Genomic DNA, 26,435 nt, shown 5'->3' on the forward strand with positions numbered 1-26,435 from the left:
ATGCCTCTGACACATCGTTCAACGAACTGGTTCCGTGACGCGCCATTACTGGCCATCACCATCGTGGTCGTCGCCATCATGGGACTGGGGCTCCTCGCCGGCGGTGCCTGGCTCGCGGCGCTCGGTGGCTCCGTCTATTATCTGATCGCGGGCATCATGCTTCTGCTCACGAGCTGGCTGCTCGCGCGCCGTCGCGCCGAGGCGCTCTGGATCTATGCGGCGCTGCTGGGCGGGACGATGGCCTGGGCAATCTGGGAAGTGGGTCTCGATTTCTGGTCGCTGGCGCCGCGCGGCGACGTGCTCGTGCCGCTTGGCCTTTGGCTGATGCTGCCCTTCATTGCCTCCCGCCTGACACCCCGTTTGCGCGCGGCGCGATGGGCGCTCGGCCTTGTGTTGGTCGCCGCAGCCATCGTCGTCGGCATGTCCCTGACGAGCGATCGCCGCGATCTAGCCGGCACGATACCTGAGGGCGAAACAACCGGGGCCATTGCGGCTCCCAAAGCAGACCAGCCCGCTGCCGGGCAGAACTGGACGGCCTACGGCGGCAGCGGCTTCGGTACGCGCTTCTCGTCCCTGAGCCAGATCACCAAGGACAACGTCAAGGACCTCAAGCTCGCCTGGGAATTCCGCACCGGCGACCACAAGGGCCCGGACGATCCCGACGAGATCACCAACCAGGCGACGCCGCTCAAGGTGGGCGATCTCCTCTACACCTGTTCGCCGCACCAGATCGTGTTCGCTCTCGAAGCCGCGACCGGAAAATTGCGCTGGAAGTTCGACCCGCAGATCCAGCACAACAAGGCGTTCCAGCACATGACCTGCCGCGGCGTGTCCTATCACGCGACCAAACCCGGCGCCGTGACTGCCGACGGCACGCCGGCGCCGAGCGATTGTGCGGGGCGCATTTTCATACCGACCAACGACGGACGGATGTTCGCGCTCGATGCGCAGAGCGGCGTGCCTTGCCAGAGTTTCGGCAACCAGGGACAGATCGATCTCAAGCAAGGCAGCGAGATCCAGACACTCGGCTTCTACGAGGGCACCTCGCCGCCCGTCGTCACGGACAAGGTTCTGATCGTCGGCGGAGCGGTGATCGACAACTATTCCGATCGCGTGCCGTCGGGCGTGATCCGCGGCTTCGACATCTATTCAGGACGGCTGATCTGGGCGTTCGATGCCGGCAATTCCGATCCGAACGAAATGCCCTCGGCCTCGCATCATTTTACGGCTGGCTCACCCAATTCGTGGAGCATTTCGGCGGTCGACGAGAAGCTCGGACTCGTCTACGTGCCGCTCGGCTCGAGCTCTCCGGATATCTGGGGCGGCGGCCGTTCGCCCGAGAACGAGCGCTACGATTCGGCATTGATTGCGCTCGATGTCTCGACCGGAAAACTGCGTTGGTCGTTCCAGAACGTGCACCACGATCTCTGGGACATGGATATGCCGTCGCAGCCCAGTCTGGTCGATTTGCGCTCTAACGGCGGCGTGACGCCTGCAATCTACATCCCGGCAAAGACCGGCGACATCTTCGTGCTCGACCGCCGCGACGGGCGTCAGCTGGTGCCCGCACCGGAGAGGCCGGTGCCGCAGGGCGCCGCGAAGGGAGACCGGCTGTCGCCGACCCAGCCATTTTCGGAATTGAGCTTCCGCCCCTCCGGCATGCTGACGGACGCGCAGATGTGGGGCAGCACGATGTTCGACCAGCTCGCCTGCCGGATCAAGTTCAAGCGCCTGCGCTATGAGGGGCCGTTCACGCCGCCGTCTGAACAAGGCACGCTGGTGTTTCCCGGAGACTTCGGCATGTTCGAATGGGGCGGCATTGCCGTCGATCCGCAGCGCCAGATCGCGATCGCGAATCCCCAATCGATTCCCTTCATCTCGCGCCTGGTGCCGCGCGGGAAGGACAATCCGGCCGCGCCGAATGCGGCGCATCCTCCGGGAACCGAGCTCGGCGTGCAGCCGATGTACGGCGCCCCCTATGGCGTCGACCTCGGCATTTTCCTCTCACCGCTCGGCATCCCCTGCCTTGCCCCGCCATGGGGCAACATCGCAGCGATCGATCTCAAAACGCACAAGGTGGTCTGGCAGCACCGCATCGGCACGATCCGCGATCAGGCCCCGCTGCCGCTGCCATTCAAGCTCGGCGTTCCCATGCTGGGCGGTCCGATCGTCACCGCGGGCGGCGTCATCTTCATCACGGGAACGATGGATGATTACATCCGCGCGTTCGACGTTCGCGATGGTAAACAGCTTTGGCAGGACCGCCTTCCTGCCGGGGGCCAGTCGACGCCGATGACCTATGAGGCCGGCGGCAAGCAATATGTCGTCACGGTCGACGGCGGCCACGGCTCGTTCGGAACTAAACTCGGCGATTACGTGCGGGCCTACGCACTGCCGTGATCTGCTTCGGCACGACTTGTTTGTGCTTGGCGACGCCTTGTCCCGATCTGCCAGCGCGACGCGCAACTGCTGACGCCAGGAGAGCCACGCCCGCAGCTAGTCCCAGTACCGCGAGCCCCTGACTGATGACATCGGCAGGTGGAAGCTGCTTGCGGGACAGCCAACCGCCATCGATCGACGTGCCCTGCGGACCAGCTTCGATCATGGTGCCCTCGCTGCTCTTCGCCGGGCGCGCGCGCGACAGCAGATAGCGGAAGGCAGCTCCCACGATGTTCTCGGTGATCTGCGGAGCCATCGCGTAGGCAATTTGGCCGGCACGGGCCGGCCAGCCCACGGCGACCTCGTCCCGCGGTGCGCGAACGAGGCTCACAAACGTCTCGGCAACGTCCTCCGACTGATACAGCAGCGGACCGGGATCAAGCGTTCGGCCGGACATGTTGGCACCGTGGACGAAGCCCGGCGTGTCGACCATGGCCGGGAATACGCCGCAGACATGAATGTTGCGGTGAGCCCCGAGCTCCTGGCGCAGGCTCGCGGTGAAGCCCCGAAGGCCGAATTTGCTGGCTGTATAGGCCGCAGCAAAAGGCGTCGGCGCCCAGCCGCCGAGCGAGATGTTGTTGATTAGGATACCGCGGTTCTGGCGCAGGAAGATCGGAAGCACCGCGAAAGCGCCATGCATGGTGCCGAGGAGATTGACCTCGATCGTTCGGCGATGAAGCGCGATATCCGCGTCCTGATAGGCACCGAAAACGCCGGTACCTGCGTTGTTGATCCAGACGTCGATGCCACCCAACGCGTCTTCGGCCTCTCGGGCCAGCCGCTGCACCGCCTCGGCATCGGTGACATCGGTCGGGATCGCCAATGCGCGGCCTCCGACCGCCTCGCATTCCGCAGCAAGGCTCGTCAGGACTTCAGCACGACGTGCCGCCAGAACCACGCTTGCGCCCTTGCCCGCGAAGGCCAGCGCCGCAGCACGCCCGATTCCGCTCGACGCTCCGGTTATGACGACGCGCGTGCCAATCATTTGCCGCGGCTCAGATCCTGAGGCGCCCGCGGGAAGCAGCCAGTGCAGGGATCGCCGGAGGCGCTCGGTTCCCTCCGCTTCAAACCAGTCGCCATGCGCGAAAATCACCCGCTCCGGAGACAGCCGTATCAGCCGCTCGGCCGCGGACCGCACCGAACGGCCGCCGAGGCGCAGCAGCAGTCGCAGATAGACCGGCGCCATTCCGTGCGGCTTGGAAATGCCGAGGAGGTTTGCCGCCGCCTCGTTTGGCGCGCTGAGATCATGGGGATCGAGGTTTTGCACGAGATCCGTCAGGATCAATGTCCGGCTGCGCTTGTCGAACAGCTCGATCTCGGAGAACATCGGAGCGTCCACCGAGACGGCTTCGAGGTCGGCCCTCCATTCCTCCGGCGTCGTATTTCCCAGTTCGCGGTCGATGCGGATGCGTGCCGCCCGAACTTGCCTGCGTGCCGCAAGGCCGCGCGCCGCGAAAGTCGTGACCTGCGGCAGCTCCTTCTGCCAGTCGGACAGGAACATCCAGTGCGCGATATTCGGCGCGAGCAAGTACCTTATCGGTCCTAGCCGTTCCAGCTCACCGCGGAGAGCCGGCGAATATCTCACCGGCGAATGCAGCACGAGATCGCCGTTCGAGAGCCGAATGACGGTCATACGCACCGGAAGCTTCAGACCGGCAGCACTGATCGGTGCGTCGTCCACGACCCAGATATCGTCCGTCACGCGCGACAGACGGGCGGTCGACAAGGTGGCGTCGGAACTTTGCATGAGCGTCTTCCATTACAAGGCGCTTGCTCAAGCTTCGGGAGCGACGCTCGTTCCTCGCTAGGACGCCCGAGCCTGCTTGCCAGCGTTGCGTCGGCGACGGCGCGCTGCGAGTCGTCCTCGGCCCCTCTCCGCCGGAATATGCCGCTGGATCGCCGGTGCGAGCTCCGGCTCTGAGGGAGGTTGTTGGGCGGCAATCGGCGGTTGGTCCGGACGAGCTTCCATGAGATCAAGCACGGCGCGGCCCTTGGCCGTGATGCGCCACCCGCCATTTGTCCGGTCGATCAGCCCTTGCGAAAAGATGTCCAGGCCCGGCACCCGTCCGGCGAGCCGCCGGGTGCGCTCGGTCCAGTCGCGACCGCTGGTCGCCAGAATGGCCATATCCCGCTTGAGATCCTCCATGGCGGCGAACCCATCCGGATAGCTCACCAGGATCTTGAGGACCGTCACGTGGAAATTCACCCCCGCCCCCACATGACCATCGTCACATCGTCTGGATTTCTGAGAGAGCATTGCGGGCCGCTTGTTTGAGGCGATCTGCAGAGATGTCACCCCTGCTTGCAGTCTCCAGAAGCTTCGAGGCTACGCGGGTCCTGGCGCCGATCTCACAGCGTGGAACACCCTCACACACCTCGTCGAGAACGGTGCGCAACAACGCCTTGGTCGCGGTATCGATCATGGAAAGCCCCAGCGGAAAGCTTCACGGTAGGGCAATCGCTCCGGCCAGGGATTCAACATTGTTAATGATCTGAAAATTTCGCTGCCAGTGATCGGTCAGTATTGCTCCCTGTTGCGTGGCGAAAGAGCATCAGCAGGCAACAAATTAAAGTTGCATCTCCTGTCGTCACAATTACGGCCATCCGATCACGATTGTGATCCCTTGTACTCCATCATGACGGCTGCGTTTATCGTTGCGGATTGGAGGTTGCTTTGGACCCGGATCGACTTCTCTTCATCCGACCGCGCCGCGATACCTCGCCAGCACGCGCCACGTGCAGACATCTCTCATCAGGATTGTTAGCAGCGATTGCGCTTGTCACTGCAGCACCGGTTTCGACACACGCTCAGACAAACTGGACCGGGGCATTCTCCAATGGCTGGTTTAACCCTCTAAACTGGAGCGCCGGTGTTCCGAACACAGCGACCAGCGCAAACATTGACACGGTGATCCCAAATTCGACGGAAGTCAGGGGACCGGGAGCAACAGCACTAAACCTTGCGGTCGGTCAAAATGGCACAGGAATGCTCGTCATCCGAAACGGCGGAACATTGACCGATATAGGCGGCTTTATTGGTAATTTGCCAGGTTCGCAGGGTACCGTGACCGTTTCCGACGCCGGCTCCACATGGACGAACATTGGCAACCTCGTGGTTGGCGGTTTGGGCACGGGCGCGCTCACCGTCGAAAGCGGCGGTACCGTGAACAGTTTCGGCGGCGTCTCCGTCGGATTGTCTACCAACTCGTCTGGGACAGTGACGGTTACCGGCGCGGGCTCCAGTTTGAACATCACTGGAGGCGGCGGCTTCAATATCGGCAGTTTTGGCACGGGCACGCTCACGATCACAAGCGGTGGAACGGTCATCAATAACACTGCGTTCACTGCCAACATTGGTAGCGATGCAGGCTCGCTCGGTACGATAAGGGTGGCAGGCGCGGGCTCTATCTGGAGCAACAGTTCGGGCGTGAACGTCGGCAATTCGGGCACCGGCACGCTTACGCTTGCGGAAGGCGGCGTCGTTACCGCGCCTACTGTCGTGATCGCGGCAAATGCAGGTGCGACTGGAACGCTCAACATCGGCGCGGGCGCGAGCGCCCCGGCGGCTGCTGCCGGCACGCTCAACACCCCGAGCGTGGCATTTGGCGCCGGCGCCGGCACAATCAACTTCAATCATACGTCCGCCGACTATGTGTTTGCACCCACGATCAGCGGCACCGGCACCGTCAATGTGCTTGCCGGTACCACCAGGCTCACCGCTGCCAACAGCTATTTCGGCGCCACGAACGTCAACGCGGGCACGTTGGAAGCCGGCGGGGTGAATACGTTCAGCCCAAATTCGGCAGTAGCGGTGGCCTCAGCCGGAACGCTCGATCTCAACGGCTTCAATCAGACCGTACTCAGCCTCACCAACCGCGGTCTGGTGAGCATGGGTACGAGCACTGCGCCAGGCACGGTCTTGACGACGAACGGCTACATCGGGATTGGCGGAACGATCGCGATGAACACATTGCTTGGCGCTGACGGTTCGCCGTCGGATAGGCTCGTCATCAATGGCGGGAGCGCGACCGGCAATTCCTTTTTGCGCATCACCAATGTCGGCGGCCGCGGCGCCGAGACGGTGGCAAACGGCATTGCAGTGGTGCAGGCAGTTAACGGCGGCACTACGGCGCAAGGTGCCTTCGCGCTTGCCGGCGAGGTGCGCGGTGGCGCCTTTGACTATTTTCTCTTCCGTGGTGGCCTCGACCCCAGCAACAGTCCCAACGACTGGTTCCTACGATCGACCTTCACCGTGGGGCGGCCGATCGAGCCACCGATCGAGCCACCCCCAATCCTGCCGCCCGAGCCGCCGGTGACAGGGCCGCTGCCGCCGGGCGTCTATCCAATTATTGGGCCGGAGATCGCGACCTATGGCGTGGTCCAGCCGATCGCCCGGCAATTGGGGATGACGACGCTTGGCACTTTGCATGAACGCACCGGCGATACTTCGCCGACCGCAAACACGGACACGCCGTGCCCAACCGGTGGCAACACGTGGGACAGGATACCGCGTAGGGCCCCGGTCAAGGCGTCGACCGATTGCCTGAACGCCGGCTGGGGACCTTCGGTCTGGGGCCGGTTCCTGGGCCAGCAGATCGACAACCACTACAAGGCGTTTGCTGATCCGCGCACCTCCGGCCAGGTGCTCGGCTTTCAGAGCGGCATCGATCTGTGGCGAGGCGAATGGATACCGGGCCATCGCGATGCCGGAGGCATTTATGTCGGATATGCCAATGCCAATGTCGATGTGAGCGGCCTCGTCACTAACGAAGCAGCGACCGGCTACGTGCTCCGTCACACCGGCGGTCTCAATCTCAATGCATGGTCGGGCGGCGCTTACTGGACGCATTACGGCCCGAATGACTGGTACCTCGACGCAGTGGCGCAGGCGACGCGCTATGAAGGCGCAGCCTCCACGCAATTCGCCAGCCTTTCAACCACCGGTTTTGGCTTCCTCTCGTCGCTGGAGACGGGCTATCCGATCCGGCTGCCGATGTTTGGACCGGGCTTCGCGCTGGAGCCGCAGGCGCAGATCGTCTGGCAACATGTCTCATTCGACGACGCCAATGACGGTCTGGGTGCGGTCGCACTGGGTACAACGTCGGGCACCAGCGGGCGGATCGGGCTGCGCGGCCGATGGACCATCGTCAGTGACAGCGGCCAGGTGTGGCAACCTTATGTGCGCGCCAATCTGTGGCGCGATTGGGCGGCGCAGGCGACGACGACGTTTTCCGGTGTCGATCTGGTGCCCTTGCTTGAGCAGGCCACGCGCCTGCAACTGGGAGGTGGGGTGAGTGTGAGGATGAACGCCAACGTCAGCTTCTACGCCAATGCCGACTACCAGTTCGCTGTCAGCGATACCGACGGAGGCAGGCGCGACGGCGTGCGCGGAGCGGCCGGTATGCGATATGCGTGGTGAAGCACACCTCCTGCACAAAAATCAGAAACCATGCAGCAAACCGGATCAACCGTTCCGGCTCTGTACAACCCTAAACTACTGAAGGGATGGTGGGCGCACCAGGGCTCGAACCTGGGACCCGCTGATTAAGAGTCAGCTGCTCTACCAACTGAGCTATGCGCCCGAAAGGCGGTTAAAAGCCTTGCGAGGCCGGTCGTTTAGCAAAGCGATCCGGGTCTGGCAAGCGATGGCACGTAAGTTTTCCAAGGGTATGCCAAGGCTTTGCCCACATCCCCCAAAGAAGCGAAAAGCCGCTGGATTCCAGCGGCTTCGCCAAGGTTGATCGCGGCAACCCTTGCAGGCTCAGAGCCGACCCTCGCGGTCCCGGTCCGGGCCGCCGTCGCGGTCGAAACGGTCACGGTGGAAGTGGTCCATACCGCGCTCCATCATGCGGTCCATGCCACGCTCCATGAAGTGGCGGCGCGGGCCGTCTTCGCCGCCGCCGAACGGGCCGCCGTGGCGGGTCAGCACGGCGAGGCGCCGCTTCTGGCCATCGTCGAGGGTCTTGTAGAGCGGATCGGCGGCATCGGCGATCTTCTTCAGGGCCGCCGACGTCGCCCCCATGTCCTCGGCGCGCTGGCGCAGGCGGGCGACTGGATCCTCCGGCCTGTCGGCGTCCTTATTGGCTTCCTTGCCGGCATCGCCGGGAACGGCATTCATCCGCGCATTGGCGCGGTCGATGCGCAGCTTGGCGAAGTCGCGCACGGCGGCCTCGACCGGCGGCCACAGCTTTTCCTGGTCGGCGTTGAGCTTCAGCCCGGCATGGACGGCGGCGATCCGCGCGTCGACCATGGCGGCGCGGTCTTCCGGGTTCATGCGGATGTGGCGCATGTGCTCGTGCATCCACGGGCGATGATAATGGGCATAGACCGCGCCCGAGCCGGCGATGCTGAGCACGGCGATGGCGGCGATGGTGAACTTCCTCATGCGAACTCTCCTCTGGAAGGATGTTGTGAGGATGAGCGCAGCGCAGCTTACGCGCAACTTACAACTTGGACAGGGAGCGGGTTCTTTCGAAGATGTAACGCTCCTGAACCTTTATTCAGTCGCAATCGGAAATCATTCGCAACAAAAAGGGCTTCCGCGCCCGGCACGGAAGCCCCCATTCATCGTCCGTTCAAATCAGTTCGTCGTGCTCTTCGCTTCCTTCTGGAATTCGTCGATCAACGGTTGGCCGATGCGGCCTGCCGCTTCCTTGTAGACCGGCTCCATGGCCTTGCGCATCGCCTCGTCCTGCTCCGGCGTGAGCTTGATGATCTCGCTCTTGCCGCTCTTCCTGATCTCGGCGAGCGCGTCCTCGTTCTCCTTCTGCGACTGCGTATTGTTGAAGTCGGTCGCTTCCTTCATCGCCTTCGTCAGGGGGGCGCGGATGTCGGCCGGCAAATCGTCCCAGAACTTCTTGTTCACGATCACGACGTAGCCGATATAGCCGTGATTGCTCTCGGTGATGTACTTCTGCACCTCGTGCATCTTCTGGGTATAGATGTTCGACCAGGTGTTCTCCTGCCCGTCGACCACACCGGTCTGCAGCGCCTGGTAGACTTCGCCGAACGCCATCACCTGCGGCAGCGAGCCAAGCGCCTTGAACTGGGCCTGGAGCACGCGCGAGGACTGGATGCGGAACTTGACGCCCTGATAGTCGGCCGGCGTCACCAGCTTCTTGTTGGCGCTCATCTCCTTGAAGCCGTTGTCCCAATAGGCAAGGCCGGTGATGCCCTTCGGTTCGAGCAGCTTGAGGAGCCTCGCGCCGAGCGGACCTTCCGTCACCTTCCGCAGCGTCTTCAGATCAGGGAGGATGTAGGGGAGATCGAATACCTCGAACTCGCGGATGCCGAGCGGGCCGAACTTGGAGTTGGACGGCGCCAGCATCTGCACGCTGCCGAGCTGAAGCGCCTCGAGCTCTTCCTTGTCCTTGTAGAGCGTCGAGTTCGGGTAGATCTCGACCTTGACCTTGCCGCCGGTGTACTTCTCGGCGAGCTCCTTGAATTTCTCCGACGCCTTGCCCTTCGGCGTGTCGGTCGCCACCACGTGGCTGAACTTGATGATGATGGGCGACTGGGCCGATGCCGGCCCGGTCAAGCCAAGAGCCAGGACCGCGATGGACGCAGCGATCGCGAAGGTGCGCATAATCTCTCCCCGTTGTTATTTGGGCCACCGGGCGCGCGGGTGGCCTATCCTATGCCGTTTGCATCAATAGCTGCTGGGAGGCAGAGCCGCTATTGGCCCTTAGCAGGGCAGGTATTCGCCGCCACATGCAGAGTCATTCCGGGGAGGCCCGTTAGGACCTAACCCGGAATCTCGAGATTCCGGGTTCTCGCTTCGCGAGCCCCGGAAAGACGAACTTCGTTCGTCAGCTCGCGGCGGCGGTCGTCACGGTGTCGCGCTGGCGCTTCATGACGATCTTGTTGAGCGCGCCGAGATAGGCCTTAGCCGAGGCCACCAGCGTATCCGGATCCGCCGCGCGCGCGGTCATCGCACGTCCCTCATGCGACAGCCGCACCGAGACTTCGGCCTGCGCGTCGGTGCCCTGAGTCACGGCGTGGACCTGGTACAGCTCGAGCTTGGCTTCGTGCGGCACCAGGCGCTTGATGCAGTTGAACACCGCATCGACCGGACCGTTGCCCTCGGCCTCCTCGATCTTGATCTGGCCGTCGACGTCGAGCTTCATGGTCGCGCGCTGCGGGCCATGGGTGCCGGCGATCACGGTCAGCGAGGTCAGCTTGATGCGGTCGTGCGAAGCCGCCATCTCCTCGTCGACCAGCGCCTCGATGTCCTCGTCGTAGATGTCCTTCTTGCGGTCGGCCAGCGCCTTCATCCGCGTGAACGCATCTTCCAGCTGGTTCGGGCCGAGCTTGTAGCCCATCTCCTCCAGCTTGTGCACGAAGGCGTGGCGGCCGGAATGCTTGCCCAGCACCAGCGAGGACTGCTTCAGGCCGACCATCTCGGGCCGCATGATCTCGTAGGTGGAAGCGTCCTTCAGCACGCCGTCCTGATGGATGCCGCTCTCATGCGCGAACGCGTTGCGGCCGACGATGGCCTTGTTGTACTGCACCGGGAACGAGGTCGCCGCCGACACCACCTTCGAGGCGCGGGTCAGCTGCGTGGTGTCGATCTTGTTCCAGTAGGGGAATTTGTCGTTGCGCACATTGATCGCCATCACGATCTCTTCCAGCGCGGCGTTGCCTGCGCGCTCGCCGATGCCGTTGATGGTGCACTCGACCTGGCGCGCGCCGCCGACGACGCCGGCCAGCGAATTCGCCACCGCCATGCCGAGGTCGTTATGGCAGTGCACGGAGAACACCGCCTTGTCCGAGTTCGGCACGCGCTCGATCAGCGTCTTCATGAAGTGGGTGTATTCGTCCGGCGTGGTGTAGCCGACGGTATCAGGAATGTTCACCGTGGTGGCGCCGGCCTTGATGACGGCTTCGACGATGCGGCACAGATAGTCCATCTCGCTGCGGGTGCCGTCTTCGGCCGACCATTCGACGTCGTCAATCTGGTTGCGGGCGCGCGCGACCATGGCAACTGAGGTCTCGAGCACCTGTTCCGGGGTCTTGTTCAGCTTCACCCGCATATGCAGCGGCGACGTCGCGATCACGGTGTGGACGCGGCCACGCTTGGCAAATTTCACTGCCTCCGCACAGCGGTCGATGTCGGCCGGATGGGCGCGCGACAGACCGGCGATGACGGCGTTCTTGGAGCGGCGGGCGATCTCGCTGACCGCCTGGAAATCGCCTTCCGAGGTAATGGGGAAGCCGGCCTCGATGACGTCGACGCCCATATCGTCCAGCATCTCGGCGACCTCGAGCTTCTCCTCGAAGGTCATGGTGGCGCCGGGGCACTGCTCGCCGTCGCGCAGGGTGGTGTCGAAAATGATGACGCGGTCCTTATCGGACTTGTTCACGGGGGCCATTTGAATTTCCTTTTGAGCTTTTGCGCCGTCAGTCTTCTAGGCGCTTGAGGTGTCCGGTGATCTCGACCAACCCCTGAGCGCCCAGGCGCGTGGCGCCCAGCCGGCCCTCAGGGGCAAGTAAGAAGAAGCCCGCCAATCAGGAGGGTGGGCAGCAGCGCGGCCGGGATCGTGGCGGCGGCCAGAGCCACCTCCCCCGAAATCCCATCGATTTGGCCGCGAATCAGCATTGCCGGACCCTTTGAGCCTTCAATCCTCGGTCAAAACCGTTGACGGTTGGTTGCCGGGAGGCTCGATCTACCGTTTCTAGACGAGAAATGGCAGCAACCGCAACGCCAAAAGATGGACAGTGGAGCTGACCTGCTACGAACAGCGTGTGCGCTACATGCCTCTGCCAGGCTCTAGCCGCGCGATCCAGCTCGCCCCTTCCCCAATCGGCCCAATAGGTGCATAATTTCCAAGCGCAACTTTCGATTTCGGGGCTGCACATGCGCTCATTTCGTACTGTTGTATTGCTGCTTACGGTTCCCTTTTGCGGCCCGGCCTTGGCCGCACCATTCTGCCCTCCGCGGGCGGCCGAGCTGCAGGCCGGGATCTACGTGCGACGGGACGACACCGGCCTTCCTCTCGCAGCGATGGAGCAGTTCGAACTCTCTACGAGGCGATCCGTGGACCTGTTCTACGTCATTCGGTCGATCGGCGATCGCGCCGGTGCCGTCGTGGTGAAAAGAGCCAGGTTTGGCGTTCTGCTCGACGACGACGCCCCGCCGGCGGGGCAGGTCAACCTTGCCAGAAACAGCGCGTCGGCCGACTGCCCGGGCCTGCGACCGACCTACTCGGGAAAGGTCTCGATCCAGGCTTACGAAGACTATCACGATCACGGTCTCGAAACGTCGAGCGCGCTTTCGCAGACAAGCATCACGGGATCGGCGCGCGACGAACTGAAAGCCTTTCACACCTCCTACAAGACCGCTGCCGGATGCAGGGAGACGGATTCCAAATCCGGAGCGAACGGCTTCTACATTGCCCGCAACAACCGATCGCAATTCTCATTCGACACGAAAGTCGTCGATATCGGGATGCCCGAGCCCGCGTTCGACATCGCAACCCGTTGGGCCAGCAAGGTTGCCTCTCTGGTCGTGAGTCCCGTGGGCGCGAGCGAAGGCGCGCGGCTGCGTGAGCGTTCGGTGGAGCTGCTGCCGTATCAAACGCAGAACGGGTTTGCCTGCGTAGCCTTCAGTCTGGACGGGCGACTGCCGAAGCAGATGCTGCGCGTGAACGACCTTGAAGGGCAATGGGTGCAGGGGATTTCCCGCGAGGTTCGGTTGGGCCCCGGCTCTAAAGGCAGGCTCAGACAGCCTTGAGCAGATCGGCGCAGAACTTCTGAGCGCTGGAGCCATCCGCGGTGAGCTTCCGGATAACGGTATCGACGGTAGCAAAGCCGAGTTCACGATAAGCTTCAAACTGTGCCGGTTCGAAGAACTGATCCATCGTCGATTGATTGGGGAAATCCGGGTTCTTCGCCTTGTATCCCTTGGCCGGAAAGCTCAGCTCTTTCTGCATGTTGGACTTCACGTAGAGGAAGAGGCCCTCCTTGGCGGATAGGTCTCTCCCGATTCCCTTCAGCAACTCACCGTTCGGCCCCTCATAGCTGGCCGGCTCCGGGTAGATGATCTTGCACAGGAACCATGTTTGTTCGGAGAACTTTGCCTGCGGCGGATACCCCATATCCTTGGCGGCGACGATACTGTCGGCCTTGTCTCCCACGTCAATTGTCACGCCAAAATCCTCGTGCACACGCTGGCAGACGGAGGCCAACGCAGACATGGACGTCGCTGGGTCTTCTTCCGAGTCGAACACGACGATCACGTCCAGCCTGCGTCGGATCAATTCGTAAACGCCGAGATTGTCGAAGTGCCCGCCGTCCGTCAGTTCGACGAAATTGCTGTTGCTTCGATAAGCACCCCAGATCCCGTATTTGAAGCCCGCATTGAAGTAGTTAGGGGTACCGGGACGCGCGCCCGGCCTGCCGAGCCACACTCCCAGCCGGACATTGAGCAAGACCATGACGATAGAGATGAGCCTGTCGCGCGTGATGCCGCTTCCGATATAGGCCGCATTTGCATTCGCCGCTGCGCCGGAGGCCGCCATCGCCGACGCCAGCGTCAGCGGTCCGTAGCGCTCGATGTGCTTCCTCGTTTCCATCCATCCTGTCGATGCACTTCCCAGGAACATTGGAGACAAAACGAAGCTGTCGCCCCCGCGCAACCGCAGCACGGGATTGTCGTCGTTGATCATGATCGCGTTCGTGTTAATGAGCGGGTACGGATACAAAACCCGGCTGGCGTCTTGCGGAGCCACCCAATAATCCGCCAGCAGCGAACGATCCGCTGCCGAGAAGCCGGTGTTTCCCTTCGTTGCGAGAAAAGCCTCCATAAGGCGGTCGCGATAGAAGCGGTGCAACCCAAGATGATTGAGATTGCTCGACAGCCCGAACGCGACGGAGAAGAACAGCGTGATGGGGAACGCTATGGCGAGATTATGCGCGAGCAGTGGATGGCCATGGTCGTTCCCCAGGATCAGGTCGACGACAAGAAAAGCCAGGACCAGCATCATATAGAGGAAGGCGCCGGCCAACAATGTCGCGCCCCACCGGAATGCCAGGCGTGGAGCAGCGCGCTGCGCCTGGACGAAATGGCCGTAAAGGCCCGATACCAAACCGGACGCCGCCGTGAGCGCTGCAAAGAGCGATGGCTGCTCGTCCATGAACCGAAGGGCATATTGAGAGGCGAACGGAATCGAGCAAAGCAGTGCAAAGCCGGCGAACGACCATGCTGCACAGGTCGTACCGAGATCGAAATCCCGCCGCAGCGTGTAGTGCAAGCCGAACTCGAGCCGCCGCATCGACTGAAGCAGGGCTACGACGATTGCCAGCAGGCCGAAGCCGGTCAAGGCAAAGCCCAGCCACAAGAGTGCGCTGCTGAAATATGGCAACCCGGGCCCATACTCCGAGATCGCCTGGCTCACCAGCAGTCCTGCGCCTCCGGGGACAATGCCGACCAGAATGCATTTGCGCGCTCGCCTTTTCCGGTCCTCGATATTGTCTATGGTTTCCGGAGGCACGAGAATGGACGCGAGCGCAAGCAGGCTCGTGAAGGCCAGAAAAATCGCTGCGACGATAAACATGCCGACAAGGGCCCAGCCTGCGAAACTCGGAATGGTGACGCCCAACAGCGGCACCTGGACATACTTAAACTGGGGGGAGGGCAGGAATATCCACTCCCACGGCAGGATCGCAGGCGAAGGCGCTACGACCATGATGAGCAGCATCGCCCCGATGGTGACCGGAAACCACACCAGCAGGCTGAGCAGCAGGGTCCGGATCACCACCGCGACCCCGGACCAGATCGAGATACCCTGTCCCGGCGCGAGGAAGCTCGAGTGCGTCCGCAGATAGACGAGGTTCTCGTTATCGCTCGCAACCGGAGCGGACCGCGCGGTGCCGTAGGGGAATTGCGAGCCTGAGTCGAGCTCGGGCATGCGCGTCCAAAACCACTGAAGGGAAGCTGCGGTATAGCCTCCGCCGGAGACGCTGGACATGTAGTCGAAGTGCTTCAACAATCCGGCTGCCGCCAGTCGCTGAACCGCTCCGAGGCAATAGGTTGCCGATCGAACTCCGCCGCCGGACAGCGCCAACCCCAGCCAGGGTGACTCCGGAACGCGCTCTCGCGAGGAACACAAGCGCTCGCGTTCCTGCGCGAGCATTCTGCCTGCCGACATCGGAGGCACTTCTCCACGGAAACTCAGGCGGCGAGCACCTTCGAAAATCCATGGCAAATGACGCCGCCAACTGCTCGCACTTCCCTTCGAACCCACCGTGGTTTGCTGCATCGAGGCGAGCCCCCGTCTCTCAAGGATGCACTTGCAGCCATTTTGGACGAATAGAGCTTCACGCGCAAGCTGAGGTAGAACGACCGGTGAAACAGCCGGGACCGCTCCGCTCTACCGGCTCGTGCCGGCGCCCCGATACGATCCCGTCAAAGCAGCAAGTTACCGCTATCCCACGCGGCGAGCGCGAGCCCTGCTCTCCCAGCGGTTCAGCATCTGGCCGAGCTCGCCGGTGGCAACCGGCGCAGCGTTGCCGGCGATCGCGATCTCGTTGGTATTGGCCGGTGCGTTGGCACTCAGCCAATCCGGCTCGCTGTACTCACGCCAGCGGCGCGCCTCGGCTCGCCTTTTGCGGGACACGTAGTCGCGGGTGAAATAGCCGGCCGCAAATGCAATCCCGAGCAGCAAAACCAGTACGACGACAGCGATCACAGTAAACTCCGACTTACGCCCCGAATGAGTTCTGCCAGCATCGCGCAGGAGGTCAAGGCTTGACATGCTCCACAGCTTGGCCCTGCCCTGAGCGCAGTTCCGGTAACCCGTCACGCCGAATGAATTTGTCGTTTCCATGTTCGACGTTGCAGCGCTTTTGCCGCCCCGATATCTCGCTGAGGATGAGTACCTCCCCCTCGCAACCGTCATCGGACCGGACTAACCTCGCCCTGCTCGGCCGGATCAACCGGCTAGCCGAACATGACCGGGAGGACGCGATGATACGCCAAAAGCAGCGTGACCATGATGCTGCGCTTTCACGACGAACGCTCGTTCAGGGGCTTGCGCTCGGCGCCGCCACTTTTGCCGGCGCCGGCTCCGCGCTGGCCCAGACCGGACCTGCCGCGCCGCCGACGACGATTACCACCCCGCCACGCGATTTCGGTCCCAACGGCGCGCCGACCACCTATTTCTGGGACCCCGACGTCATCGCGGTCGATCCGTCCTTCAACGATCTCGCGCAGCCCAACACGGCGATCAAGCGTCTCTATACGGGCGTGCTGTGGGCTGAGGGCCCGGCGTGGAGTGCACAGGGCCGCTATCTGCTGTGGAGCGACATTCCCAACAACAGGCAAATGCGCTGGAGCGAAGACGACGGTCGCGTCAGCGTGTTCCGCTCGCCGTCCAACAATTCCAACGGCAACTCGTTCGATTTCCAGGGCCGTCAACTCTCCTGCGAACATTTGACCCGGCGGGTGACGCGTTATGAACATGACGGCACCGCGACCGTGCTTTGCGACAATTACAACGGCAAGAAGCTGAACTCGCCGAACGACGTGGTCGCGCATCCTGACGGCAGCTACTGGTTCACCGATCCGCCCTATGGCGGCCAGCTCTACGAAGGTGAGCCCGATGCCGCGGGCGGTCCGAGCAACACCGGCGGCAAGCTCAATCCGCGAATTGGACAGCCGGCCGGCTTCGCACCGGGCAAGCGCGAGCTGCCGACCAATTGCTATCGCATCGACCCTAGCGGCCGCGTCGATCTCGTCGTCACCGAGGAGCAGGTGCCCGACCCGAACGGGCTTTGCTTCTCGCCGGACTTCAAGAAGCTCTACGTCGTCTCAACCGGCAAGGGACCCGGCGACACCGGGCCCGGCGGCAAGGGCGAGATTTTCGTGTTCGATGTCGGCAGCGACAACAAGCTCACCAACCAGAAGCGATTCAGCGAGTGCGTGATCGACGGCGTGAAGTGCGGGCCGGACGGTGTGCGCTGCGACGTCAACGGCAATGTCTGGGCCTCCAGCAATGCGGGCCGCGCCGTCGGCTATAGCGGCGTGACGACGTGGTCGCCGGACGGCAAGCTCCTCGGCCGCATCCGGCTGCCCGAAGTGTGCGGCAACATCTGCTTCGGCGGCCCCAAGCGCAACCGCCTGTTCATGGCCGCGAGCCAGTCGCTCTATGCGGTGTACACGGCCACGCAAGGCGCAGGCCCGGGCTAAGCCCGCGCGAGAGACCACAAGCACGGGCGTCGGCGTGGACCGCCGGCGCCCTCGGTTCCCTGATCGCAATCACGCTACGCCCCGGGCAAATCTCCGCCATCAATCCAACGAAGATTGTATCGCGCGGCAAGGCCGCAGCGCGGTGCGAAGGCATGATGCCCTTCGTTCCCGCGCCCGACTTGAACCGGGAGTTGCGCGATGCGCCGTATGCCAAACGACACCATCATCGTCAGCGTTGGGTCCCAGCAATTCGTGACCGAGTTCGGGGACCCGGGCCTGCCGAACGACGGCCGCGGCGGCAGCGACAAGATGATCGCGACCGTCGATGGGAGCAACGCGGTCCTGGTATTCGTTGGCGACGACCAGACCCTGCAGGGACATTCTCACGGCGGAAACGACCATCTCGCTGCGACCGTCACAGGCTTCGGCGATTACGTGTTCGTCGACGGCGACGCGCAGGCGATGTCCGGCCACGCCCGTGGCGGCAACGATGTGCTTCATGTCGATGCATCGACATCGATCTACGCGACCCTCGGTGTTTTTGGCGATGCCGAAACCGCGATGTCGGCCGACACCAGGGGCGGCAATGACGTCGTCATTGCATCGATGGGAAACAGATCGTCCGGCGCGTTCAGCGGAGACTCCGGCAGTTCGATGAGCGACCATGCGCATGGCGGCAATGATATCCTCAACGTGACCCAGGCCGGCAGTTACGGCGGCGCTTCGATATCGGGCGACGCCCTCGTGTCCATGAGCGGCGATGCGCGCGGCGGCAACGACATCCTCAGCTACACCGTCGGTGCCGCAGCCCAATCCGGCGGCGCGTCTCTGGTTGGAGACGCCGGCTACATGAGCGACGGAGCCCGTGGCGGCAACGATATCCTGATCGCGGCCGTCGACGGCAACCCGGACTCCACGTCCATCGTGCTCGTCGGAGATGCCACGAACATGTCAGGCAACGCGCATGGCGGAGATGATATTCTTCTCGGCAGCAGCCGCAATGATTTGCTGTATGGCGATGCACAGACCTACGCCCCGTTCACGGCCGGCTCGATCACGGGCGGCAAGGACATGCTGAATGGCGGTCGCGGAAATGACCAGCTCTGGGGCGGACCGAACGACGACCGATTCGTCTTCAACAAGGGCTCGGGCCTCGACGTGATCAACGATTTCGATCAGGGCAACAAGGCTGTCGGCAGCACGGCGCAAGAGCATGACTTAATCAACGTGCACGATTACGGCTTCGCGGACTGGGCAGCGCTGAAAAACCTGATCAGAGATGACAGCACGGGAAACGCGGTGATCCACCTGACGGCGACCGATACGATCACGCTGGAGGGGCTCCATACCGCGGATCTCCATGCAAAGGATTTCATTGTATGAGAGAGCATTCATGCGCGTTGTGATCTGCGGCGGCGGCGTGATCGGCGCCTGCACCGCCTGGTTTCTTCGACGTCAGGGCATCGATGTCATCGTCGTGGAACGAACCGAGGTCGCGGCCGCAGCATCAGGCAAGGCGGGCGGCTTCCTCGCGCGCGACTGGTGCGAGGGCTCGCCGCTCGATGCGCTGGCGCGACGGAGCTTTGCGATCCATGCGCAGCTGCCGGACGAGATCGCAGGCGATTGGGGCTATCGCCCGATGAGCGCTTATAGTGGCTTCGTTGCTGCCGCTGGCCATCCGCGCCGGGATGCACCGTCTGCGCTCGGCTGGCTCAGCAACGGCGTCATCATCGCGCAGCGCATCGGCACGACGGAGACCACTGCGATCGTTCACCCCAAAAAATTCACCTCGGCCGTGATGAACGCGGCGCTCGCGCAAGGCGCCGAGTTTCGTCCCGGCCAGGTGACCGGTATCATGCGCGATGCGGACGGCACGACCGCGACGGGAGTCGAGGTCGACGGCCGCATCGTCCAGGCGGACGCCGTCATGATCGCGATGGGACCATGGTCGCTGCTCGCCGCGCAATGGATGAGCCTGCCCGCCGTCTACGGCCAGCGCAGCCCTAGCATCGTGTACGACACCGGCACGGATGTGCCGGCCGATGCGCTGTTCCTGGAGTCTGAAGAGAATGGCAGTGCCGTGTCGATCGAGGTCTTTCCTCGCGCTGACGGCAGCACACATATCACCGCTCTCTCCGACATCGCGCCGCTTCCGCTCGATCCAGCTGCCGTGACGCCGGACCACGACGCGATCGCGCGCCTGCAAACCACGTCCGAGCGGCTGTCGCCCCTGTTCCGCTCCGAGAGGATCATTGCGCAGCAAGCCTGCTTCCGGCCGGTGACACAGGACGGCCTGCCGCTGATCGGCAAGGTGCCGCAAAGTGAAGGTCTCTATGTTGCGACCGGGCACAATGTGTGGGGCATCCTGAATGCGCCCGCCACGGGCGAGGTCATGGCGCAACTGATCGCGGAGGGTGCGACGCGCAGCGTCGACATCGCGCCATTTGATCCGGCCCGGCTCGCGCCGCTCGACCCATCGCTGCTGCAAGCGCGCTGAACCATCGTTGCTCATCGACCGTCGTTGTGCGCGCCTGCCACAGCGGCGCATGCCCACCGACGAAATCTGCATGCCTACGCGTGAAACGGGTCCGGCAGCTTTCCTGCCCGCTATTTGCGCAGCGCTAGACTTTAGTCCGTGCCTCACGATCCTGAACGCGGTTTCACTTGCCGAGAATGTCTCCGCCGGTATAGTCGCGGCATAATGGCTCATAAGAGGCCTGTTAAGGGAGAGAACAAGATGAAGAAACCGCTCTCTGTTGCGTTGCGACTAACACTCGGTACCGCCGCGGCCGCTGTGTTGATGACGTCAGGCGCGGCACTTGCAGCCGATCCGATCAAGATCGGTGTGATCGCGGAAGCACAGGCGATCGCCGGCGCCTCCATCCCTCAGGCGGCACAGCTCGCCGCCGACGAGATCAACGCCAATGGCGGTGTCGACGGCCGCAAGATCGAGATCGTCTCTTACGACAATCACTCGTCCTCGGCAGATTCGGTGCGCGCATTCCAGCGCGCGGTAAACGAGGACAAGGTCAACGCGGTCATCGCCAGCTACATCAGCGAAGTCGTGCTGGCACTGGAGCCCTGGGCCTCGCGGCTGAAGACGCCGTTCGTCACGCCCGGTGCCGCGTCCAACGAGATCAGCAAGAGCGTGCATGCCGACTATGAGAAGAACAAGTACACCTTCCACGGCTATCTGACCTCCGCCGCGCTGGCGCTTTCGGTCTGCGACGGCGCCAAGGACCTGCTGGTCGACAAGATGCACATGAAGACCGCCGTCATCATGAGCGAGGACGCCGCCTGGACCAAGCCGCTCGACATCGGCTACGAGGAATGCCTGCCCAAGATCGGGCTGAAGGTGCTCGACCACATCCGCTTCTCGCCTGATACCACCGACTTCACGCCGATCTTCAACAAGATCGAAGGCTCCAAGCCCGACGTGATCATCACCGGCATCTCCCATGTCGGCGTGCAGCCGACGGTGCAGTGGAAGAACCAGCAGGTGCCGATTCCGATGTTCGGCATCGCCTCGCAGGCCACCAACGAGACCTTTGGCAAGGACACCAATCAGGCGGCCGAGGGCGTGCTCTACCAGGGCGTCTCCGGGCCAGGCGTCGCGGTGACGCCGAAATCGGTGCCGTTCGCCGAAGCCTTCAAGAAGAAGTTCGGCAACTATCCCTCCTATGCCGGCTACACCGCCTATGACGAGGTCTACTACATCGCCGACGCCGTGAAGCGCGCCGGCTCGACCGACGCCGACAAGCTCGTCGATGCGTTGGAGAAGACCGACTGGGAAGGCACGATTGGCCGCGTCCAGTTCTACGGCAAGGACGATCCGTTCACGCACTCGATCAAATACGGCAAGGGCCTGATCACCGGGCTGATGCTGCAATGGCAGGGCGGCAAGCAGAGCGCGGTCTGGCCCAAAGAAGTCGCCAAGGTCGACATCAAGTTCCCGAGCTTCATCAAGCTCTCGAACTAGCAGGACACGCTCCCGGGACCAGCTCCCGGGAGCTTCCACATGCGGCCTCCGCAGCACGTTGCTCCAGCAACATCGTCTCTCATAAATCAGATTGCCAATCCTAGATGCGTGCTTTCCAGATTCTGATCGATGGCTTTGCCATCAGCGCTCTCTATGCTCTCGGTGCCACCGGCTTCACGCTGATCTTCGGCGTGTCCGGCGTCCTCAACCTCTCCCACGGGGCCATCATGGTGGCGGCAGCGGTGGCGGCCTGGGCCGCCGCCAGCATCCTGAATGTCGGCACCTATGCCGGCGCACTGATCGGCGTCGGTGTCGCTCTCCTCACCTCCTTTGCGACCTATTTCGCGGTGGTGAAGCCGATCCAGGACTCCCGGCGCATCCCGAATGAAGAGAAGGAGATCTTCGTCCTCACCGGTACGCTGCTGTGGGGGATCATGATCCAGGAGGTGATCGCTTATTTCTTCACCAACAACGCCAAAACCGTGCTGCCCATCGTCGAGGGCGTGGTCGAGATTCTCGGCGTCCGCACGCCCAGCAACGAGATCTTTACCGCGATCGTGTGCTGCTTCGTCATCGCGCTGTTGTGGCTCCTGGTGAACCGCACCCGCACCGGCAAGGCGGTGCTGGCGGCCTCGATGAACCCGCGCGGCGTCACCCTGCTCGGCCTCGAGCTCACCAACATCTACGTCGTGGTGTGGGCGATCTACGGCATTCTCGCCGGCATCGCCGGCGTGCTGCTCGGAATGTTCCTCGGGGTCAGCTCCTACAGCGTCGGACCGCTGACCGCGAGTGCGTTCTCGATCGTCGTGCTCGGCGGCCTCGGCAGCGTCTCCGGCTCGCTGATCGCGGCCTTCGTGGTCGGCTATCTCGAAACGCTCACGGCTTATCTGGTCTCGCCGGCCTACCGCACCATTCCGGCGCTGCTGCTGCTCGTGTTCGTGATGTACATCCGGCCCCAGGGCCTTCTGGGGAGGCGCTGAGATGGCCAGCTTCTTTACGACACGCCTGTTCTTCATCTCGTTCGCGCTCGTCGTTATCGCGGCAACGCTGCCGCTCTACGTCTCCGGCTACGTACTCGGGCTTCTCACCGTCGCCTTCTATTTCGGCGTGTTCGCGATGGCGTGGGACCTGCTGTTCGGCTTCGCCGGCGAAGTCAATTTCGGGCCGACCTTCCTGATCGGCGTCGGCGCCTACACCGCCGGCATCCTGAATGCCCAGTTCGGCTGGTCGGTTTACGCTTGCATCGTGCTCGGCGCGCTCGCCTCAGTCATCGCCGGCCTGGTGCTGGCGCTGCCGGCGCTCCGGGTGCGCGGACCGTATTTCGGCCTGACCACGCTGGTCGCGGTGTTGATGCTGCAGAATTTCATCGTGGTGTTTGCCGACCTCACCGGCGGCGAGATCGGGCTGACCATTCCCGACGTCATCTCCATCAATGCCGGTGTCAACTACTGGATCGCGCTCGGCTTCATGACGATCTCGGCGGCCATTCTTTATGGCCTGTCGCAATCGCCTGTTGGCCTGGTGCTGCAAGCCAGCGGCCAGGATCCGGTGCAGGCCGGCGCGCTCGGCTTCAACATCGTCAAGCACAAGCTCGCCGCCTTCATCGTCAGCGCGTTCTTCTCAGGGTTATCGGGGGCGCTGCTGGTATTCTATTTCGGTACCGCCTCAGTCGGCACCGTCGTCGACGTCGCGGTCGGCGTCAACGTGATCGTCTCCGCCGTGCTCGGCGGCCGGCGTACCGTGCTTGGCGCGGCGCTGGGCGCGATCTTCCTGATCGTGGCCGGCGAGTTCCTGCGCCCGACCGGCGAGCTTGCGACCTTCATCGTTTCGGCCGTCGCTCTGCTCGTCGTGCTGTTCTTCCCCGGCGGCTTCCTCGGAGCGGCCCTCTCGCGTGAGGCGCGCTCGTGATGGATATGCGATCTTCAAACCGGGCCGTGCTCGAAGTCCGCGGCCTGACCAAGCGCTTCGGCGGATTGACGGCCGTGAAGAACCTCGGCTTCGAGGTCAATAGCGGCGAGATCTTTGGGCTGATCGGGCCGAACGGCTCGGGCAAGTCGACCGCGATGAAGAGCGTGATGGGCATCGAGCGCCCGACATCAGGCGAAGTGATCTTCGAGGGCGAGGACGTCGCCGGTCTTCCCGCGCACAAGATCGCGCGCAAAGGCTTTGGCATGGTGTTCCAGCATTCGCGGCCGCTGAACCGGCAGACCGTGCTGGAGAACATCATGGTCGCGCTGCTGCCGGACAGCCTGTTCATGCTGTTTCCGGACAAGGCGCTGGTCGAGCGCGCCAAATGGATCGCCGACCGCGTCGGCCTCGGCAACGTGATGAACCGCCGCCCGCCAACGCTGCCCTTCGCCGACCTGCGCCGGCTCGAGCTGGCAAAGGCGATCGCGCGTGACCCCAAGGTGGTGCTGGTGGACGAGCCCTTTGCCGGGCTGACGCGAGCGGAGGTCGAAATCTTCTCCGACCTGATCCGCAGTTTTCGCGACGAGGGCCGCGCGGTGATGCTGGTCGACCACAACGTCAAGAGCGTCGCGGCGCTGGTCGACCGCGTGCTCGCGATGTATCTCGGCGAGGAGATCGTCACCGGCAAGGCCGATGACGTCATGAAGAACGAGACGGTGCGGCGGGTCTATCTCGGCGGCGCCATCGAGACCCATGCGCGGCCCGAGACCAGCTTCAAGGACAAGGTGCCGCTGCTCCAGGTCGAGAATGTCAGCGTGTTCTACGGCAAGGCGCAGGCGCTGGAGAACGTCTCGATCCACGTCCACGAGGGCGAATTCGTCTCGATCGTCGGCCTCAACGGCGCCGGCAAGACCACGTTGTTCAACACCATCTCCGGCTTCCTGCCTTATAGCGGCGAGATCGTGCGCAACGGCGAGAAGCTGCGCGGCACGACGCCGGCCAAGATTGCCCGCAGCGGCCTCGTGCAGTGCCCGGAATCGCGCGAGCTGTTCGGCGAGATGTCGGTGCGCGAAAACCTCGATCTCGGCGGGCAACATCTGGCCGACGACAAGCGCGCGACACAGCTCGCCTGGCTGTTCGAGCTGTTCCCGATCCTGAAGGAGCGTCAGGGCCAGATGGCGCAAACGCTCTCCGGCGGCGAGCAGCAGATGCTGGCGATCGGCCGCGCGCTGATGATGCAGCCGCAGATCCTGATCCTGGACGAGCCGACGCTGGGCCTCGCCCCCGTCATCCTCGAGCTCTTGTCCAAGGCCCTAACGAGGCTGCGGCAGACGACGTCGATCACGGTGCTGCTCGGCGAGCAGAACGTGACCTTCGCGCTGCCGCATGCCGACCGCGTCTATGTGCTCGAACATGCAAGGATCGTCTGGGAGGGCGATCCCGGCCGCTTCGCCGCGGAGGCTGGCGCCGATTTTCTGTAAGTCATCAACATCAACAAAAACAAGCAAAGGGAAACGACCATGCGACCATTGATGAATTTGAGCAGCAGCTTTCTCCTCGCCTCCGCGCTGGCGCTATGCCTTGCCGCTCCCGCCTACGCGCAGTCGAACGAGCCGATCAAGATCGGCGTCATCGCCGAAGTGCAGTCGATCGCTGGCGCCGCGACGCCCGGCGGCGCGCAGATCGCCGCCGACGAGATCAACGCCAAGGGTGGCATTCTCGGCCGCAAGATCGAGATCGTGACCTACGACAATAAGAGCTCCTCGGCAGACTCGGTGCGCGCGTTCCAGCGCGCGGTGAGCGAGGACAAGGTCTCCGCCGTGATCGCAAGCTATATCAGCGAGGTCGTGCTGGCGCTCGAGCCCTGGGCGGCGCGGCTGAAGATGCCGCTGATCACCCCCGGCGCGGCATCGAACGAGATCACCAAGGCGATCCATAACGACTACGAGAAGAACAAGTACACCTTCCACGGCTATCTGACTTCGGCCGCGCAAGCGCAGCTCGTCTGCGACGCCGCCAAGGATCTGCTGGTCGACAAGCTCAAGTTCAAGACGGTCGCGATCATGAGCGAGGACGCCGCCTGGACCAAGCCGCTCGACGTCGGCTACGAGGCCTGCCTTCCGAAAGCGGGCCTCAAGGTCGTCGAGCATGTGCGGTTCTCGCCTGACACCACCGACTTCACGCCGATCTTCAACAATATCGAGGGCAAGAAGCCTGACGTGATCGTCACCGGCATCTCGCATGTCGGCGTGCAGCCGACGGTGCAGTGGAAGAACCAGCAAGTGCCGATCCCGATGTTCGGCATCAGCGCGCAGGCGCTGAGCCCGACCTTCTGGAAAGACACCAATGGCGCCGCCGACGGCGTCCCGTCGCTGGCGGTCGCAACGCCCGACGTCGCCGTGACCTCCAAGACGAAACCGTTCGCGGCGGCGTTCAAGGCCAAGTTCGGCTCGCCGCCGGCCTATACCGGCTACACCGCCTATGACGAGGTCTATTTCATCACCGAGGCGATCAAGCGCGCGGGCTCGACCGATCCGGACAAGATGGTCGCTGAACTCGAAAAGACCGACTACGAGGGCACGATCGGCCGCATCCAGTTCTACGGCAAGGACGACGAGTTCACCCACGGCATCAAGTCCGGTCCGACGACCGTATCCGGTCTGGTCTTCCAGTGGCAGGACTCGAAGCAGGTCGTGGTCTGGCCCGAGAAGATCGCGGAAGGCAAGCTGAAGTTTCCGAGCTTCGTGAAGCTGTCGCAGTAATACGCCAGACTGGGCACCGGGCTCGGTACCGAGCGCCCCATCGCCTTTGCAAGGCCCGTCGCTCCAGCCGCGACGGGCCTTTGTTTTGTGCAGAACGCCACTGGTACGCTGTCATCCGTGGACCCATCCTGCGATCCTGCCGTTAACCTCCCATGCGTGG

General features: G+C 63.2%; 19 protein-coding genes and 1 tRNA gene. 11 read left to right on the top strand and 9 right to left on the bottom strand.

What is annotated here, in order from left to right; genetic code table 11:
• Complete coding sequence (locus BRA1417_RS0133165) at positions 1 to 2,400, top strand: glucose/quinate/shikimate family membrane-bound PQQ-dependent dehydrogenase (protein ID WP_027519470.1); 2,400 nt, start codon at positions 1 to 3, stop codon at positions 2,398 to 2,400.
• Here BRA1417_RS0133165 and BRA1417_RS0133170 read toward each other — a convergent pair.
• From BRA1417_RS0133170 to BRA1417_RS0133180, 3 genes are read right to left on the bottom strand one after another with little or no spacing between them, the layout of a single operon-like run.
• Complete coding sequence (locus BRA1417_RS0133170; protein ID WP_027519471.1) at positions 2,360 to 4,186, bottom strand: SDR family oxidoreductase; 1,827 nt, start codon at positions 4,184 to 4,186, stop codon at positions 2,360 to 2,362. The genes BRA1417_RS0133165 and BRA1417_RS0133170 overlap by 41 nt on opposite strands.
• 57 nt (positions 4,187 to 4,243) lie before the next feature.
• On the bottom strand, positions 4,244 to 4,645 hold the full coding sequence (locus BRA1417_RS0133175; protein ID WP_027519472.1) for a hypothetical protein: 402 nt from the start codon (positions 4,643 to 4,645) through the stop codon (positions 4,244 to 4,246).
• Between the two features lie 22 nt (positions 4,646 to 4,667).
• Positions 4,668 to 4,862, bottom strand: coding sequence for a hypothetical protein (locus tag BRA1417_RS0133180; RefSeq protein WP_027519473.1), 195 nt, complete (start codon positions 4,860 to 4,862; stop codon positions 4,668 to 4,670).
• 563 nt (positions 4,863 to 5,425) lie between these two features.
• Here BRA1417_RS0133180 and BRA1417_RS0133185 point away from each other — a divergent pair.
• On the top strand, positions 5,426 to 7,858 hold the full coding sequence (locus BRA1417_RS0133185; RefSeq protein ID WP_027519474.1) for an autotransporter outer membrane beta-barrel domain-containing protein: 2,433 nt from the start codon (positions 5,426 to 5,428) through the stop codon (positions 7,856 to 7,858).
• An 87-nt stretch (positions 7,859 to 7,945) separates the two neighbouring features.
• Here the strand turns inward: BRA1417_RS0133185 and BRA1417_RS0133190 are convergent.
• The 4 genes from BRA1417_RS0133190 to BRA1417_RS0133205 all read right to left on the bottom strand — a co-directional run bounded on the left by BRA1417_RS0133190 (position 7,946) and on the right by BRA1417_RS0133205 (position 11,810).
• Positions 7,946 to 8,021: transfer RNA gene (locus BRA1417_RS0133190), tRNA-Lys, on the bottom strand.
• Between the two features lie 179 nt (positions 8,022 to 8,200).
• Positions 8,201 to 8,824 (bottom strand): Spy/CpxP family protein refolding chaperone, encoded by a 624-nt coding sequence (locus tag BRA1417_RS0133195; protein WP_027519475.1) that lies wholly within the window; start codon positions 8,822 to 8,824, stop codon positions 8,201 to 8,203.
• 195 nt (positions 8,825 to 9,019) lie between these two features.
• Positions 9,020 to 10,024, bottom strand: coding sequence for a TRAP transporter substrate-binding protein (locus BRA1417_RS0133200; RefSeq protein WP_027519476.1), 1,005 nt, complete (start codon positions 10,022 to 10,024; stop codon positions 9,020 to 9,022).
• 223 nt (positions 10,025 to 10,247) lie between these two features.
• Positions 10,248 to 11,810 (bottom strand): 2-isopropylmalate synthase, encoded by a 1,563-nt coding sequence (locus BRA1417_RS0133205; RefSeq protein WP_027519477.1) that lies wholly within the window; start codon positions 11,808 to 11,810, stop codon positions 10,248 to 10,250.
• A 665-nt stretch (positions 11,811 to 12,475) separates the two neighbouring features.
• Between BRA1417_RS0133205 and BRA1417_RS41950 the strand changes: the two genes are divergently transcribed.
• Entirely contained in the window at positions 12,476 to 13,171 is a 696-nt protein-coding gene (locus BRA1417_RS41950; RefSeq protein WP_027519478.1) for a hypothetical protein, read from the top strand.
• Here the strand turns inward: BRA1417_RS41950 and BRA1417_RS0133220 are convergent.
• Together BRA1417_RS0133220 and BRA1417_RS0133225 are read right to left on the bottom strand one after the other, a co-directional pair.
• Positions 13,158 to 15,587 (bottom strand): patatin-like phospholipase family protein, encoded by a 2,430-nt coding sequence (locus BRA1417_RS0133220; protein WP_198034884.1) that lies wholly within the window; start codon positions 15,585 to 15,587, stop codon positions 13,158 to 13,160. The two genes, BRA1417_RS41950 and BRA1417_RS0133220, sit on opposite strands and share 14 nt — an antisense overlap.
• 276 nt (positions 15,588 to 15,863) lie before the next feature.
• Complete coding sequence (locus BRA1417_RS0133225) at positions 15,864 to 16,127, bottom strand: hypothetical protein (RefSeq protein ID WP_027519480.1); 264 nt, start codon at positions 16,125 to 16,127, stop codon at positions 15,864 to 15,866.
• Between the two features lie 278 nt (positions 16,128 to 16,405).
• Here BRA1417_RS0133225 and BRA1417_RS0133230 point away from each other — a divergent pair, with 278 nt between their 5' ends.
• The 8 genes from BRA1417_RS0133230 (at position 16,406) to BRA1417_RS0133265 (ending at position 26,275) form a co-directional block, all read left to right on the top strand.
• Entirely contained in the window at positions 16,406 to 17,626 is a 1,221-nt protein-coding gene (locus BRA1417_RS0133230) for an SMP-30/gluconolactonase/LRE family protein (RefSeq protein ID WP_027519481.1), read from the top strand.
• Between the two features lie 198 nt (positions 17,627 to 17,824).
• Entirely contained in the window at positions 17,825 to 19,009 is a 1,185-nt protein-coding gene (locus BRA1417_RS0133235; RefSeq protein ID WP_027519482.1) for a calcium-binding protein, read from the top strand.
• A gap of 10 nt (positions 19,010 to 19,019) precedes the next feature.
• Positions 19,020 to 20,123: an FAD-binding oxidoreductase gene (locus BRA1417_RS0133240; protein WP_027519483.1), complete on the top strand. Its 1,104-nt coding sequence runs from the start codon at positions 19,020 to 19,022 to the stop codon at positions 20,121 to 20,123.
• 240 nt (positions 20,124 to 20,363) lie between these two features.
• Entirely contained in the window at positions 20,364 to 21,605 is a 1,242-nt protein-coding gene (locus BRA1417_RS0133245) for an ABC transporter substrate-binding protein (RefSeq protein WP_027519484.1), read from the top strand.
• Between the two features lie 104 nt (positions 21,606 to 21,709).
• Positions 21,710 to 22,585 carry a branched-chain amino acid ABC transporter permease gene (locus tag BRA1417_RS0133250; protein WP_007601104.1) on the top strand — a complete coding sequence of 292 codons (876 nt, stop codon included), beginning with the start codon at positions 21,710 to 21,712 and terminating at the stop codon, positions 22,583 to 22,585.
• Position 22,586: 1 nt separating this feature from the next.
• On the top strand, positions 22,587 to 23,513 hold the full coding sequence (locus tag BRA1417_RS0133255) for a branched-chain amino acid ABC transporter permease (protein ID WP_018457492.1): 927 nt from the start codon (positions 22,587 to 22,589) through the stop codon (positions 23,511 to 23,513).
• Entirely contained in the window at positions 23,513 to 24,994 is a 1,482-nt protein-coding gene (locus BRA1417_RS0133260; RefSeq protein ID WP_027519485.1) for an ATP-binding cassette domain-containing protein, read from the top strand. Before BRA1417_RS0133255 ends, BRA1417_RS0133260 begins: the two co-directional genes overlap by 1 nt.
• Positions 24,995 to 25,033: 39 nt before the next feature.
• Entirely contained in the window at positions 25,034 to 26,275 is a 1,242-nt protein-coding gene (locus tag BRA1417_RS0133265; RefSeq protein WP_027519486.1) for an ABC transporter substrate-binding protein, read from the top strand.
• The last annotated feature ends 160 nt before the right edge of the window (positions 26,276 to 26,435 follow it).

Source organism: Bradyrhizobium sp. WSM1417, from assembly GCF_000515415.1.
GTDB lineage: Bacteria > Pseudomonadota > Alphaproteobacteria > Rhizobiales > Xanthobacteraceae > Bradyrhizobium.